Source organism: Shinella sp. (assembly GCF_052438155.1).
Classification (GTDB): domain Bacteria; phylum Pseudomonadota; class Alphaproteobacteria; order Rhizobiales; family Rhizobiaceae; genus Shinella.
In genome coordinates, this window is the sequence record NZ_JBQVPI010000008.1 from 173,134 (window position 1) to 187,922 (window position 14,789).

Consider the following 14,789-nt stretch of genomic DNA (forward strand, 5'->3'; position numbering starts at 1 on the left):
TGATGAAAAATGGTTTGGCGTCTCCGCTCCGTTTCCTCTCGAAGCGGAGAGCCGATAAAAAATCCGTCAGCGCCGGAATTCCGGGTAGCTTTCGGGTGAAAGAGCGTTGATGTCGCGCTTGGCCCAGTCTTCGCGGTGCATGTTGTCCCACATGTCCTGCGCGCCCTTTTGCAGATCAGCGGTCAGCGCGGCGATGTCGAGGTTCGGCACGACGCGATCCTTCATGATGAAGTTTCCGTCCACCATCGACGAATTGAGATCCTCGGCCTGGGCCGAGTAGACGATGTTGCGCACGGGATCGCGCATCGGCGTCATGAACAGGCTCGCGCCCTCCCAGAACAGGAGGTCGGCCTTGGCGCCGGCCGAGATCCGCCCGAGGTCGTCGCGGCCGAGCGACTTGGCGCCGCCGAGCGTCGCCGAGCTGAACACATCCGCCGCCGTCGCCACCTCGGTCCGCCGGTCCATGATCTTGCTGATCACCGCTGTCCAGCGGAGCGCTTCGATCATGCTCTGCGGGCAGGTGTCCGTCCCCAATGTCATGTTGACGCCGCGGGCGAGGTATTTGGAATAGCTTTCCATCGCGATGCCGCGGCGGGCGAAGACCCAGACCGCGTGCGCGACGTTTGTGCCGGTATCTGCGAGAATGCCGATGTCATCGGCATGATAGTTCGTCCAGCTGGAGCCGCCCGGCATGATGACGTGGCCGAGAATGACGTTGGCGCCAAGGAAGCCGATTTTTTCCAACCATTCCACCGGCGAGCAGCCGTTACGGCGGACCATTTCCTGGAACTCGGGAACCGATTGCGAGGTGTGCAGCGCCACCGGCAACTTCATTTCCGCGGCAACCGCGTGTGTGCGGCGCAACAGCGCTTCGGAGCAGGTATCGATCTGTGACGGGGTCAGGAAGCCCTTGATGCGTCCGTTGGCGCGACCGTCGATTGCCTTGACGAAGTCGACCGCGTGCTCCATCGCCGCGACGCCGTCGTCCTCACACCATTGGTACTGCACGCTCTTGCCGTCGTTCGTGAACCAGCGGCCGGAACGGTACATTTCGCCGATATAGGCGCGCAGACCGGCCTTTTCGGACTGCTCGGCGACGTAATTGCCTTGCAGGCCCATCTCTACGATCGTGGTCGTGCCGGTCCGGATGAGTTCGGGAATCGAGGAGGCGACGGAGGCGCGCCGCGCCTGCTCGGTGATGGCGCCATCGCGCGCGGTGAGGAACTCGAAGAGCCCCGAAAGGTAGAAATTGCGCGGACCCCGGTCTTCGACGAAGGAGCGATCCAGCGGGGATTCGCTCAAGTGCGCGTGGGTATTGATGAAGCCCGGCGTGACGATCTTGTCGCGGGCATCAATGATCTCGTCCGCGTGACCGTCGAACGAACCACCGCCGACATGCGTGATCCGGTCGTCCTCGATGACGATCACGCCGTCTTTCAAATGCCTGTGTCCGCCATCCTGATAGGCAATGACATGGCCCGCCTGAATAACCTTCCTTACCACCGCAGTGCTCTCCTCGTTATCAGTTGGATTATGTATCCATAGTTATGTTATTTTAGCAATGGGTCATCTCATTTCTTTTCCAGCGCCCACATGCCCCATCGGGGCGCACGACCGAAAACCCGGTATAAAATGGGATACTTTAGACCTTTTTGGCGCCGATTCGGGAAATTTTGAGCGTCGGAAATGCCAAAAGCGGCCTGAAATCCTTCAGAACCGCGCGAAAAATTTTTATGAATTATGTATATATAATCCTGAAAATGCACTTCAGAATTGTGGCGCGCGACACCCTCGGCCGAAGCCGCGCGGCTTCTCCGATTTTCGATCGCCGCCGCACCCCGAGGGGTACACGCGCGGTCTGGTAGGTCGGGTTCCGACAAAAGGCCGCTCATCCGGACATTGCCTGAATGTTCTTTATGCAGTAAGACGGATTGCATAAAGAACATCGCATCGGCATTGTTGCTCGTCAAGGCCATGCGCGCCGCATGGGACAGGGATTGGGATGCCGGCTCTCGCATGGATGGACATGCCGCTGCGCGCACCCAGATTGAGGCAAAGGTTAGGGAAATAGAATGCCGACAAAACCCGGAAATGACGCCCGTTCCGACGAAGCCGCGAGCGAGGCGGCGCGGGACAAGGCCACCAATGAGACGTTGCAGCGAGAAGGTGACCATTGGCTGTTGAGCGCGGGCAATGACTATGTCCATACGCCCCGAGCGCCCGGCATTGTTCCCGCCCTGGAAAACGGCATCGCCATCATCAGCTACCTGAACAGGAAGGCGCCGCGCGCGGCAACCCTCGCGGAGATGGCATCGACGCTCGGCATTTCCAGAAGCCATTGCCATTCCCTGCTCAAAACCCTGACGCATTTCGAATGGCTGAGTTTCGACGACGAAACCAAAAAATATCGCCTTCAATCCGGCATCCTTAGCGACACCTCGTCGCTTCTGAACTCACCCATTATCAGCGTAGTCAGGCCACTTTTGACCGAGCTGGTGGATCGGCTGGAACTGCCTTGCGTGCTTTCCGAACCGATGTCCGACGATTCTTTCATCGTTATCGATCGCTTCAACGCCCACCACATCCTGGAAGTAAATTTTCCGGTCGGGCATCGCTTCCCGCGCAACGCACCGGCGCAAATGCGCGCCTATCTGGCCTGGCAGACGCCGGAGCGCATCGAACGCTGGATGCAAAACTGGCATCCCGTCGCCTACACGGAGACTTCGACGACGGACGCCCAGGCGCTGCGGACGGAAATCGGCGCGACGCGGCGGCGCGGCTATGCGCGCTCGATAGGTGAATTTACCGAAGGCCTGATGGCGCTTGCACTGCCGATTTTCGACCGCACCGGACGTGTCGTCTATGTCTATAACATATCGTCCCTGGTCGGCACTTTGCTGCCGCGGGAAGACGAGGTGGCGCGGGAGATGCAACGCACCGCCAGCCTCATTCATCGGGCGATCGCCGCCGGCGCGCCACTCGATTTTCCTTCCTGATCGCGTCCTCCGGCGAAGATATTTAGGTCCAACACGGGCCTTCCTTGCGGTAACCGCGGTCATTCAGCCGTGACGATTGCATCCGCGAGGCCTTGGCCACGCGGATGCAATACGCTTTCGTGGCGTCAGACTTCGGCGATCGCGCTTACTTCGATGCGCAGGGAGGGGTTGGCGAGACGCGCCTCGATCGTCGCCCGCGCAGGCGCCACCGGAAGATCCAACCAGGCGTCGTAGACCGCGTTCATGGCATCGAAATCCATGATGTTCGGCAGAAAGATATTGACCATCGCCAGTTTCGAACGGCTGCTGCCGGCCTGCTGAAGATAGCCGTCGATCTTTGCAAGGACCTGCCGCGCCTGCTCCTCGAGGGAAGCGTTCGGATCGTCCGCGACCTGACCGGAAATATAGACATTCCCATTGGATACGACGGCGCCGCTCAGGCGTTTTCCAGGGTTGAGATGCTTCATCACTATGCGTCCTTTCTTGATGAAAATGCTCCGGGCGCCGCCGCTGCGAACGCTCCGGAATATCGTTTGGGTCTCGGCGCGGCGAGAGAGTTGACCTTGCTTGTCCCGAAGCCAAGCCCGATCAGCGCTTCCAGCATGCGCGTCCCCGCCTGGACCCCGTCCACGACCGGAACGCCGCTGTCGCGGGTGAGCCGGTTTGCTATGGTCGCCATGCCGGCACAGGCCAGCACGATCGACTCGGCCCCATCCTGCTCGATCGTCGCGGCGATGGTGGCTTTCATACGCTGGTATGCGTCCTCACCGTCGAGATCGAGAACCGGCAAGTCCACGGCCCGCACCGCCCGGCACGTTTCCCGCATGCCATACCTGAGGACATTTTCCTCAAGTTGGCAGTTCGTGCGGGCGAGCGTTGTCATCACGGTAAAGCGACCGCCGAGCATGGCCGCCGTGTGCATGGCGGCTTCACCGATACCCAGCACCGGAGCCTCCACCAGCTCGCGCGCCGCGTTCAAGGCGGGATCGTTTCCACAGGCAATCAAATAACCGTCAATTCCCGCCCCTTGGCTTCGCCTGATGCACTCAAGCACGCCGACGGCGGCATAGGCGTCGTCATAATGCCCCTCTACGCTCTCCGGTCCGTCAATAGGATTGACCGCGACAATCTCCGTGCCTGGAGACGCGACCGCGCGCGCCGCGGCGCCGATTTCCTCCGTCATCGCCGCGCTCGTATTGGGATTGATCACCAAGATCTTCATTCCGCTCTCTCCTTCTGGCCTGCCGTGTCCGTGATCAGGCCGTAATGCTCCGGCCGCCGATGGGCCGCGAAGTTGAATTCGTTGCGCTTGCCGACCAGCGTTTCATCAAGGTCACACAGGGCATGCACGATCTCGTCGCCGCTGGTTTGCGCCTCGGCCCGTATCTCCCCATGGGGAGAGACGATCACGCTGCCGGCCATCATCTCGACCCCTTCCTCGAGCCCCGCTTTTGCCGCGCCCACCACCCAGCACGCGTTCTGATACGCGCCGGCCTGCATAACGAGGCGGTTGTGAAATTGGCGTAATTCGACTGGTTGAGGCGCGGCGGGGTTCTCCAGCGGCGTGTTGTAGCCAAGCAGGACAAGCTCCGCGCCTTTCAAAGCCATGACCCTATAGGTCTCTGGCCAACGCCGGTCGTTGCACAGGCACATCCCCACCGTGCCGCCGAAAGCATCCCAGACCCCAAAGCCCTGGTCACCGACTTCGAAATATCGCTTCTCCAAATGCTGGAAGGCGTCGAGAGGGCGATACTCCGAATGGCCCGGCAGGTGGATCTTTCGGTATTTTCCCACGACACGGCCCTGCCGATCGACAAGGACCGCGCTGTTGAAGCGCCGCTTGCGTCCGTTTTCAAAGTCGAGTTCCGCGTAGCCGAGATAAAAGCCGATGCGCAGCGCCGCGGCCGCCTCGAACAGCGGCATGGTATGCTTGGACGGCATCGCCGCCTCGTAGTAACTGTCCAGCTCGCTCTCGTCCTCGATCAGCCAGCGTGGAAAGAACGTGGTCAGCGCCATCTCAGGGAAGACGACGAGCTCGCAGCCCTTCGCGGCGGCCTCCCTGAGCAGGGCGACAAGTCTTGCCACCACTACTTCGCGCGTATCATTGCGATGGATAGGACCAAGCTGGCCCGCGGCAATTCGAAAGGTTCTGCTCATTTCAAGCCTCGACGGTGCAAGAGATGTTGACGTCGCGGGCCATGCCCAGTCCGACATAGGCCATGTCAAATCAACTCCAGCGCGGGTTTCTCGCCGGTAACGACGTCGGCGAGGAGGCGTGCCGATCCGCAGGCCATCGTCCATCCCAGCGTGCCGTGGCCGACATTGACGTAAAGGTTTCGAGCGCCGATCTGTTCAATCCGCGGAATGCCGTCGGGGGTCATCGGCCGCAACCCGCTCCACCGTTCCGCCTTGTCTATTTCGGCCTCCGGAATTGCCGGGAACAATTTGCGCGCGACATGGCGAAGCCCCTTATAGCGCTTGTCGGGCCGAGAGAGATCGTAGCCGGCGAGTTCGGCGGTGCCTCCGACCCGGATTCTATCGCCTAGATTTGTCACGCCGACCTTGTAGGTCTCGTCGGAGACCGTGGAGCGTGGCCCGTATTTTTCACTCTCGGCCATGATGGTGAGCGAATAGCCTTTCACCGGATAGACCGGAACCGCGGCCCTCAGAGGCCGCAGCAAGGCCAGACTATCAACGCCCGCGGCCAGGACCACGGCGTCGGCTTCGATCAAATCGCCCTCCACCCTGACGGCGCGAATGCGCCCGTCGCGTGCCACGAGTTCAAGGACGGTTGTGCCGTATCGAACATCGACGCCGCTCGCGACCGCCCGTGCAGCGAGCGCTTGGGTAAAGCGCCGGCAATCGCCGGTTTCGTCGCCGGGCAGCAGCACGCCACCGGGCGAGTTGTTGCCGGCGACGTCGAGATTGGGCTCAAGGTCGGTGAGCCTGTCTCGCCCGATACGCTCAAACGGCACGTTCAACCCATCGAGGACGGCGAGATCCTCCTCATACCGGGCGAGTTGTCCGAGGTCCCGGAAGAAGACAAGTGTGCCCCGCTCCTGAGCGGCGTATTCAATCGGCAGCTCGTCACGCAGCGTTCGCAAGCAATCGCGGCTGTATTCCGCCAGTCTCACCATCTTTTGCTTGTTTTGGGAGTAGGACCGGTTGTTGCAATTGGCCAGAAAAGGCCAGAGCCATTTGGCCATCTCACGATCGGGAAGACGGCTGATGACGAAAGGGGAGAACGGCGCGAACATGCCCGTTATCGCCTTGGCCAACATACCGGGGGACGACCACGGGGCGGAGAGCGCGGGCGATATCTGCCCGACATTCGCGTAGCTCGTGCCCAATCCCGCTGCCGGATTCCGGTCAAGTAAGGTGACACGGCATCCCGACCGAGCGAGATACCAGGCCGAAGTCACACCGATGACTCCCGCGCCGATGACGACGACATGCATGAAAACTTATCCTTGGAAAGTAGAGGCTGCGGAGCGTTATTTCGCCCTGTTGCTGGAAAGATACTGGAGAAGCACGGCCGTGATGATGATGATCCCCATCAACACTTCCTGGTGGTAGCCGGGCACGCCGATGAGGTTCATCACATTGCGGATCAGGCCAAGGGTGAGCACGCCCAGCAGTGTACCGAAAACGCCTCCCTTGCCCCCCATGAGGCTCGCGCCGCCGATCACCACCGCCGCGATCGCATCCAGTTCCGCCCCGGCTCCGATGCTCGGGGCACCGACGCCGGAGCGTCCCATGGTGATTACCCCTCCGATGACGGCCAGCACGGCGGAAACGACATAGACACTGTGCACGTAGAGACGGACATTGACCCCGGACAACCGGACGGCCTCCTCGTTGGAGCCGATGGCTGTGACGATGCGGCCCGCCCGGGTAAAGCCCAGAACAACACCGCCGATGGCGAAGATCACAAGCATCACGATGACGGGATAGGGAAGACCCAGACCATAGCCCGCGGCGAAATCCGAAAAGATCTGACCGGACGCGCCGAGCTGGATGGGCTGCCCCTTGGAAAGAATGAGCGCGAGGCCCCGGGCAACGGTCATCATGGCGAGCGTGACAACGAAGGCGGGAAGGCGCAAATAGGCGATAAACGCGCCAGAGATGAGGCCGACGCCAGCGCCGACCAGGAGGGCAATCAACAGCGCCAGTCCGGGGTGCGCCGTCTGCGCCATCAGCGCCACTACCACCGCGCCCAGCGCCGCGATCGAGCCCACGGAAAGATCAATACCGCGTGTTAGAACGACGAAAAGCATACCGACGCTTAATATGCCGACGCTCGAGCTCTGGCGCAGCACGTTCATAAGGTTGCGTTCCGTAAAAAAGGAAGAAGACGCAAACGCTGCCACCACCAGCATCAAGAGAAAGATGATGACCGTGTTGTTGTTCTTCATCCAGCCGATAGCAGTGCGCATGCCGACTCCATTCGCAGGTATTTCCGATTTCATTGTTCCCCCCTCAAGCGTCCGCGACCGAGGATTTGGCGCCGATGGACAAGGCGATAATGTTGTTCTGGGAATAGTCCTTCGGAAGCAGCTCGCCCCTAACCGCGCCCTCGCCCATGACGATGATGCGATCGCTCAACCGCATCAGTTCCTCATGATCGGAAGAGATCAGGAGGACGGCTTTGCCAGCTTCCGCCATGGATTGGATGATCGCGTAGATCTCCGCCTTCGCGCCGATATCCACGCCCCGCGTCGGCTCATCCAGGATCAGTATGTCTCCGTCGACATGAAACCACTTGGCGAGCACGATCTTCTGCTGATTGCCGCCGGAGAGCGACGAGACCGGATTTTCGATGCTGGCCGCCTTTAGCCGCAACGTTTTACCAAGCGCGGCGACATGCGTTTTTTCCTTGCGGGCGAGGATGAAGCCATAACGCGACAGCGCCTTTGAGGCGGCCAACGTCACATTCGTCCGGATAGACGCCTCCAGCACCGCTCCGTGTTCTTTTCGATCCTCGGGAACGAGCCCGATGCCCAATCGCACCGCGTCGCGAGGGCTCCTGATGCTCTCCAGCGCGCCTCTGATATGTATCGTTCCGGCTTCGGCCCGATCGGCTCCGAAAATCAGGCGCGCGGTCTCGGTTCGCCCGGACCCGACAAGCCCGCCCAGTCCAAGGATCTCTCCCTTGCGCAAGCCGAAGCTGACATCGCGCACAACGTCGCCGCGTCGAAGCCCTGTGACCCGCAAAGCCTCTTCGCCAACCGCGCGGTTCCGTGTCTCGAAGAGACCGCTGAGCGATCGGCCGACCATGAGGTCGACCAGACCGGCCATGTCGGTTTGCGACGGCGGAACGGAAGTAACGTTTCTGCCATCGCGCATGACCGTGATCTGGTCCGCGACCGCCAGAACCTCCTCCAGCCGGTGAGAGATATAGACGATCGAAACGCCCTCGGACTTCAATCGCCGTGCGAGGTCCAGCAGCCTGTCGGAATCCGTGGGAGAAAGAACCGCCGTCGGCTCATCAAGCACCAACACCCGCGCCTTGCGCGACAGCGCCTTGGCGATCTCGACCACTTGCTGGTGTGCGACAGTCAAATCCCCAGTGCGGGCCGCCGGATCTATCGTAAAGCCCAGACGCGCGATCAGCTCCGCCGCTGCGAGGCGCAGGCGCCACCACCCGATCACTTTCGGGAGCGTGCCGAGAAAGACGTTTTCGGCCACGCTGAGGTCTGGAGCCAGCGCGAGTTCCTGATGAATGACCGCGATGCCGGCTTCGAGCGCCTCGTGCGGACTCCGCAGGACAGTTTTCCTGCCCTGAAGCCGCAGGGTGGCGCTGTCGGCCTGGATTTCCCCGCCCAGCACCCGCATCAATGTCGACTTGCCGGCCCCGTTTTCGCCGATCAGCGCATGGATCTGCCCATGATCAATGCGCAGGCTCGCACCCTTCAGCGCGGCGATCCCGCCGAAGGATTTCGAAACCTCTACCAATTCCACCAGCGGATCCAAATCAGCCTCCAGTCAAAATTGTGTCGGGCACGAAGCCCGACACGCATCGCGTCGCAGCGATCAGAACACTGCCTTCGGATCGTAGTACTGGTCGACGTTGCCGGCATGGATCGCAGCTGGATCGGTGTGCGTCAGTTTAGAAAAGCCCGGCTCCAATTCGCCGCGCACCGCCTTCAGGCCAATATCGACGGCCGTGCGAGCGATCAGCGCCGGATCGTTGCGGCCGGTGACCGCGTATCCACCCGACTTGATGAGATCGAGCGCTTCCTTCTGGCCGTCGGCCGCCGCCGCCAACGTGATCTGCTTGGTAAGCCCCGCCTCGTCGATGGCCCGCTTGCCGCCGAGCACCATGCTGTCGTTTTCGCCGATCACGATATTGATGTCGGGATGGGCGGTCAGCAGATCCTCCATGGCGTCCAGCCCGCCGTCCGTCGACCAGTTGCCCCAGCCCTGCCCCACGATCTCGAAGCTGGTTGCTCCGCTCTTACGCAACTGACCTTCCGTGATGCCGGCGATGACGGCCAGCCGCCGCTCGCGGCCCGGCAAGTCGGCGGGACGACCGGACAACAGGGCGATCTTCAGCGGCCCGCTGATGTTTTCCGCCACCCACTGGCCGACAAGAAAGCCGTTGTCGAAGCTCGATGCCTGAACCTGGGTCACGAAATTGGCGGTGGGATCGAGCGTGTTGTCGATGGCAACGACCTTAACGCCGGCCGCGGTTGCCGCGTTCACCGCCGGAACAAGCCCTTGCGCGTCCATCGGATTGACAATCAGAAGATTTACATGTCCGGCGACCATATCCTCGATGTCGCTGATCTGCTTTGCCATATCGTCACGCGCGTCGGCCTCGACCGTTTCGCAACCGGCCTCGATCGCCCTCGCCTTCGCGGCTTCCAGCTGCGCGGCGAAGTAAGGAGCCCCGAGCGTCTTCATGGAAATGCCAACTTTGCAGTCCGCCGCGGTCGCCGGCGACGCCGCCATTATAGTGAGACCCAGCATCGCTCCGGCTGCCGCTTTTAAGTAATTCGACATGTGCACCCCTTCTGGTTTGTGTCTTATCTATTGGACATGTGTATTCTATACGAGACATTTAATTAAGGCGCACGGTGCTTGTCAATAGGGGTAGGCCCGCGTAATCGGTAATCATCGGGCGAAACGTGAATGAGAGCGGTATGGCAACGGAAAGCACTGACAGGGCGCGCGGCACCGATCGAATGCTCGACATTCTGGAACATCTGGGTCGCAACGACCGCGCGATGACAGCCGGGGAAATCGCCAGCGCCATCGGTGCGCCGCGATCGACCACCTACACGATCGTGGACTCCATGGTCTCTCGCGCTTTCCTGCAGCGCTCGGAGGATGGGCTTGTTTCACTCGGCCCCAAGATCGCCCTGCTCGGCCTCGCCTTCGAACGGGGATCGACCATCATACAGGCGGCGCGGACGATCGTGCATGACCTCTCCCAGGAGACTAGGGAGATCGCGGAACTGAACGTGCTCGACAACTGGAAGCAACTTGTGCTTCTCGCCGAAAATGGCCCCCGGCAATTCTACCTGCGCTCGGTGGAAGGCGGACGCTACCCTATTCCGCAAACAGCTTCGGGACGGTTCCTTGTCCAAGGCCGGAGCCCCGAGGAAATCCTGGCCAGCATTCCGGAAGCCGACTACGTTGGCAGCAATGGGGTACGACAGACCGCGAAGCAGTTTCTTGGCGATATCGAACAGGCGAAGACCGATGGTTTCGTCTGTACGCGGGGGCTCATCGAGCCCAACGTCGCGTGCATCGCGGTACCTATCTACAATCACTCCGGCAAATGCGTCGCCGCGATAAGCCTTGTCATGACCATCACCAATTTCGACGATCGTGAGACCGCGCTGCTCGAAAGCGTCAGGAACGCGGGAGAGCGGTTGAGCGCTCAGATGGGAAATTTCTCGTTCTAAGTCCAATGCGCGGCGGGCGTTCATCATTCCATGTCCGCGTGACCGCCGCGCGCCGCGCGATGCTATCCCGCGGTGTAGCCGCCATCCGCGACCCAGGTGGCGCCGGTCACAAAGGAGGCATCCTTTCCGAGCAGGAACGCAATGACCGAGGCAATCTCCGCCGGCTGCGCAAGGCGGCCCATGGGAATGTTGTGGGCGGCATCGTCCACGGTAAGACCCAAGCGCTTCTGCTCCCGCTCCATCATCGGCGTATGAACGCCACCCGGGGCGACCGCGTTGAAACGCACCCCGCGTCGCGCATATTCGAGGGCCATCACCCGAACGAGATTGATCACGCCCGCCTTGGCGGCGCCGTAGGCGGCAAGGCCGACGTGGCCGACCGTCCCAAGTTCGGAGGCGACGGCGACAAACGAGCCACGGCCAGACGCTTCGAGAAGCGGCGCGGTCATCTGGCCGAGGAGGTAGATCGCGCGCAAATTGACACGCTGCACCTGATCCCAATCGTCGGGCCGGGTCTCCTCGAGCGAGGCGGTCAGGCCGATGCCCGCCACCGCCGCCACGGCGTCCAACCGCCCTTCGCGGGCCTTGAGTTTCGAAACAGCCTCCCGAAGAGCCGCCTCGTCCGCCACATCCACGGCCACCCGATGGAGATCGGGGCAATCGGGCAACACGTCGAGCATGGCGGCATCGCGGTCCAGGGCATAGACGACGTAGCCCTTTTCGACGAGAGCGAGGACTGTGGCGGCACCGATACCGGAAGCGCCACCCGTTACGAGCGAGACAGGTTTAGGAGAAGTCACGGAAGTACTCCATTGTTGAGCCGGTCAGCCGGCCGTGGAAACGTCGTTCTGGCCGGCAAGCATCAGCACGGTGTCACGGCGCGAGGTTCCGCTGCGTGACAAATACAGACCGACACAAGTGAAGGTGAGGATCGTCAGGAAGAACATGACGGCGGAAACCGCGGCGATGTCGCCCTTCAGACCCTGGCGCACCGAAGCCAGAATATAAACCGGCAGCGTCGTGCTGTCGGCGGTTGCTACGAAAAGCGAAACGATCACGTCGTCGAAGGAAAGGGTGAAAGACAGAAGCCCGCCGACCAGGAACGCCGGCATCAACAGGGGAAGGGTGACCGTCAGGAATGTGACGAGCGGCTTGGCGCCGAGATCCGCCGCTGCTTCCTCCAACTTGCCGTCCATGCCCGCCAGCCGGGCGCGAACCACGAAGGCGACGATGGCTGTACCAAAGAGCGCATGGGAGAGCGCGATCCGGAGCAGTCCGATCCGCAGGTCGATTTTCACATACCAGACCAAGTAGGCGACCGCCTTGACGATCTCCGGGAAAGAAATGACCGTCAGCAGCAGCAAACCCAGCGGGTAGGCAACGAGCGCCGAGCGGCGGGAGAGGACCAGACCGCTGATGCCGCCAAGCACAACGCTCATTGCCGTGGAGAGAAGCGCGGCGGCGAAGCTGGTTTTCAGCGTCGCGAGGATGTTGCCGTCCTCGAGAATGCGCCAATACCAGCGCAAACCCGTGCCTTTCCAGATGATCAGATAATCGCCCACGTTGAAGGAGTAAGCGAGGACGACGAAGATCGGCAGAAGCAGAAACAAGGCGACCAGCGCGGACCATGCACCGAGCACGAGGGTCTTGATGTCTTTCGCTCGGGTCATCGGGTCGCCCTTCTGATTGTTTCCGGCAGGCGCTGGAGCAGCGCGCCGATACCGGTCATGGCCAGCACAGCCGCGACCAGAACAAAGACGAGCGACAGCGACATGGCGGAAGCCAGCGGCCAGTTTCCCCCCTGCAGGAACTGTGAGTAGATGAGCGTTCCGATCATCATGCCCTTGGCCCCGCCCATCAGCTCCGGCGTCACGTAGTCGCCTGTCATCATGATGAAGACGACGGTGAGGCCCGCCATGATGCCGGGATAGGTCAGGGGCAAGGTGATGCTGAGAAATGTCTGCCAGGGCCGGGCGTAGAGGTCACGGCTGGCATCCCGGTGATCGCGCGAAAGCTTCTCGATCGAGACGTAAATCGGCAGGATCATCATCGGCAGAAAATTGTAGACGAGGCCCAGTTGCACGGCCGCCTGGGTGAAAAGCAGGCCCTGCCCGGGCGCAAGCAGATGCATGGCCTGCAAAAGGCCCGATATTTCGCCGTTTGCCCCCAGAAGGATACGCCAACCCAGCATCCGCAGCAGATAGCTCGTCCAGAAGGGAACGATGATCAGCACCAGACACCAGGGCTTCAGCCGCTCCGGCACGCGCGCGCTGATAAAGTATGCCACAGGATAGCCGATCAGCAGGCAAAGCACTGTTCCCATGAGCGCGTTCGACAGGCTGTCGGCGAAGACGGAGCGGAACGTGACGGAAAAGACCGATGCGTAGTTTTCAAGCGTCAGGCGCGCGTCGTCGGCCAAGCCGCCATGCTGCCCGACCGCGTAGGGCGTCAAGCTCTGCAGAGCGATCACCATGACCGGCGCGATGAAGAAAGCGAGATAGACGGTGAAAGGCACGAGGACGACGAGCCAGCCGAGGCTGGTTTCGGTCCAGTTTCTCCGTGCCATGGCCGGGATATTCGCCGCGGCGGAAATCGACACTGCCGTGCTCTCCTGTCGTTAGATGGGGTGACGGGGCCGGAACGACCGACCCCGCGCGGGCGATCAGTTTTGGGCCGCGGCCGCCTTCAACTCGTTGAAGATCTCGATGCGAAGTGTCGGATTGGAGCCTTCGACCTTCTGGTAGATCAGCCGGTCGGTCACGCCTTCGGGGAAGACGATCATATCCTTGCGCACGATATCGGCCGGCAGCTTTTCGATAACGCCCTTGACGCCCGTGTCATAGCCGATATGGGCCACCTCGGCCGCGGCCACGTCCGCGTCCAGCATATAGTTGATAAAGGCGTGGGCGGCGTCCGCGTTCTTTGAGCCGGTGGGTACCGCGTAGTGATCGCTCCACAGTACGCATTGCGGCTCGGGGTAGACCCAGGTGTAGCTATCCGGATCCTGCTCGAAAATGTGACGGCTGCTGCCGAGATAGCCCTGAGCCAGGACATAGTCGCCGTTGAGGAGACCCTGGACCGGATTGGCGTCGAAAGCCTTGAGATGAGGAATGAGCTCCTTCGTCAGCACGTCCTTGGCTTCGCGCAGACGCTTTTCGTCGCCCGTGTTGTAGTCCTTGCCCTCGCGCCAGAAGACCAGGCCGAAGACGCTCGGCTGGTCGTTCAACACCGCCACGCGATGGCTCGCGACCTCGGTCGCGGCGACACGGAAGAAATCGTCCCAGGTTTTGATCTCCTCGGTGACGATCTTGCTGTTGTAAAGAATGCCGATCGTGCCAAAATTCTTCATCACCGTGTATTGATTGTCCGGATCGAAGGGCAAACTGCGGAATTCGTCGCGCAGGTTCTGGAGATTGGGAAGCTTGCTGTGATCGAGCTTCTGGATGAGTTTGCGCGCGATCATCTGTTCGACATAGGCGTCGCCGACCACGACGATGTCATAACCGGACGATCCGCCGGCAATCTCCAGCTTGGCGATGGCGGCTTCCACGGAATCGAAGGTCGCGATTTCGATGCGTGGACCTGCCCCCTTGCTGAAAGCATCGAGCACGTCCGGATTGGCGTAATCCGCCCAGGAATAAATGAAGAGGGTATCGCCGAGCGTGGCATCGCCTTTCAGCGACTTGGCTTTCTCGACCAGTCCCTCGGGAGCCGCGGCCAGCGCCACGCCATTGATCGAAAGCGTCGCTAAACCGCCGGCCATGGCGGCGAGCCGCATGAAATTGCGCCGGGTCCAGGTCTCGGAGGCGAGGATCCGGATATCCTTGTCGTTGGGGTTCTTCGTCATGTCATTCCCTCTCTGTTGAACTCTTCTGAAGGC

15 protein-coding genes are annotated in these 14,789 nt (G+C 61.2%); 2 read left to right on the plus strand and 13 right to left on the minus strand.

Annotation, left to right across the window (positions count from 1 at the left end; all coding sequences use genetic code 11):
• Window positions 1-66: 66 nt before the first annotated feature.
• Window positions 67-1,503, minus strand: a complete 1,437-nt coding sequence (locus ACT6VE_RS17120; protein ID WP_444799740.1) for an amidohydrolase family protein — start codon at window positions 1,501-1,503, stop codon at window positions 67-69.
• 68 nt (window positions 1,504-1,571) lie between these two features.
• Window positions 1,572-2,207, minus strand: coding sequence for a hypothetical protein (locus ACT6VE_RS17125; protein ID WP_444799808.1), 636 nt, complete (start codon window positions 2,205-2,207; stop codon window positions 1,572-1,574).
• Between ACT6VE_RS17125 and ACT6VE_RS17130 the strand changes: the two genes are divergently transcribed.
• The gene (locus ACT6VE_RS17130) at window positions 2,181-2,996 is read left to right on the plus strand and encodes an IclR family transcriptional regulator (protein ID WP_444799803.1); all 816 of its coding nucleotides are present in this window, start codon (window positions 2,181-2,183) and stop codon (window positions 2,994-2,996) included. The genes ACT6VE_RS17125 and ACT6VE_RS17130 overlap by 27 nt on opposite strands.
• Window positions 2,997-3,121: 125 nt before the next feature.
• On the opposite strand, the gene ACT6VE_RS17135 is transcribed toward ACT6VE_RS17130, so the two are convergent.
• The 7 genes from ACT6VE_RS17135 to ACT6VE_RS17165 form a co-directional block, all read right to left on the minus strand.
• Window positions 3,122-3,463: a RidA family protein gene (locus ACT6VE_RS17135; RefSeq protein WP_444799741.1), complete on the minus strand. Its 342-nt coding sequence runs from the start codon at window positions 3,461-3,463 to the stop codon at window positions 3,122-3,124.
• A 2-nt stretch (window positions 3,464-3,465) separates the two neighbouring features.
• Entirely contained in the window at window positions 3,466-4,218 is a 753-nt protein-coding gene (locus tag ACT6VE_RS17140; RefSeq protein ID WP_444799742.1) for an aspartate/glutamate racemase family protein, read from the minus strand.
• Window positions 4,215-5,153 carry an N-carbamoyl-D-amino-acid hydrolase gene (locus ACT6VE_RS17145; protein WP_444799743.1) on the minus strand — a complete coding sequence of 313 codons (939 nt, stop codon included), beginning with the start codon at window positions 5,151-5,153 and terminating at the stop codon, window positions 4,215-4,217. Before ACT6VE_RS17145 ends, ACT6VE_RS17140 begins: the two co-directional genes overlap by 4 nt.
• Window positions 5,154-5,218: 65 nt before the next feature.
• Window positions 5,219-6,454 (minus strand): D-amino acid dehydrogenase, encoded by a 1,236-nt coding sequence (locus tag ACT6VE_RS17150; RefSeq protein ID WP_444799744.1) that lies wholly within the window; start codon window positions 6,452-6,454, stop codon window positions 5,219-5,221.
• A gap of 36 nt (window positions 6,455-6,490) precedes the next feature.
• Entirely contained in the window at window positions 6,491-7,432 is a 942-nt protein-coding gene (locus ACT6VE_RS17155) for an ABC transporter permease (RefSeq protein ID WP_444799745.1), read from the minus strand.
• Window positions 7,433-7,475: 43 nt separating this feature from the next.
• Complete coding sequence (locus ACT6VE_RS17160) at window positions 7,476-8,969, minus strand: sugar ABC transporter ATP-binding protein (protein WP_444799746.1); 1,494 nt, start codon at window positions 8,967-8,969, stop codon at window positions 7,476-7,478.
• Between the two features lie 60 nt (window positions 8,970-9,029).
• The gene (locus ACT6VE_RS17165; protein WP_444799804.1) at window positions 9,030-10,001 is read right to left on the minus strand and encodes a substrate-binding domain-containing protein; all 972 of its coding nucleotides are present in this window, start codon (window positions 9,999-10,001) and stop codon (window positions 9,030-9,032) included.
• A 140-nt stretch (window positions 10,002-10,141) separates the two neighbouring features.
• On the opposite strand from ACT6VE_RS17165, the gene ACT6VE_RS17170 reads away from it, so the two are divergent.
• On the plus strand, window positions 10,142-10,909 hold the full coding sequence (locus tag ACT6VE_RS17170; RefSeq protein WP_444799747.1) for an IclR family transcriptional regulator: 768 nt from the start codon (window positions 10,142-10,144) through the stop codon (window positions 10,907-10,909).
• A 62-nt stretch (window positions 10,910-10,971) separates the two neighbouring features.
• Here ACT6VE_RS17170 and ACT6VE_RS17175 read toward each other — a convergent pair whose 3' ends face one another.
• The 4 genes from ACT6VE_RS17175 to ACT6VE_RS17190 all read right to left on the minus strand — a co-directional run bounded on the left by ACT6VE_RS17175 (window position 10,972) and on the right by ACT6VE_RS17190 (window position 14,756).
• Entirely contained in the window at window positions 10,972-11,709 is a 738-nt protein-coding gene (locus tag ACT6VE_RS17175; RefSeq protein WP_444799748.1) for an SDR family NAD(P)-dependent oxidoreductase, read from the minus strand.
• Between the two features lie 24 nt (window positions 11,710-11,733).
• Window positions 11,734-12,579 carry an ABC transporter permease gene (locus tag ACT6VE_RS17180; protein WP_444799749.1) on the minus strand — a complete coding sequence of 282 codons (846 nt, stop codon included), beginning with the start codon at window positions 12,577-12,579 and terminating at the stop codon, window positions 11,734-11,736.
• Window positions 12,576-13,508: an ABC transporter permease gene (locus ACT6VE_RS17185; RefSeq protein ID WP_444799750.1), complete on the minus strand. Its 933-nt coding sequence runs from the start codon at window positions 13,506-13,508 to the stop codon at window positions 12,576-12,578. Before ACT6VE_RS17185 ends, ACT6VE_RS17180 begins: the two co-directional genes overlap by 4 nt.
• Window positions 13,509-13,571: 63 nt before the next feature.
• Window positions 13,572-14,756, minus strand: a complete 1,185-nt coding sequence (locus tag ACT6VE_RS17190) for a polyamine ABC transporter substrate-binding protein (RefSeq protein WP_444799751.1) — start codon at window positions 14,754-14,756, stop codon at window positions 13,572-13,574.
• Window positions 14,757-14,789 lie beyond the last annotated feature (33 nt).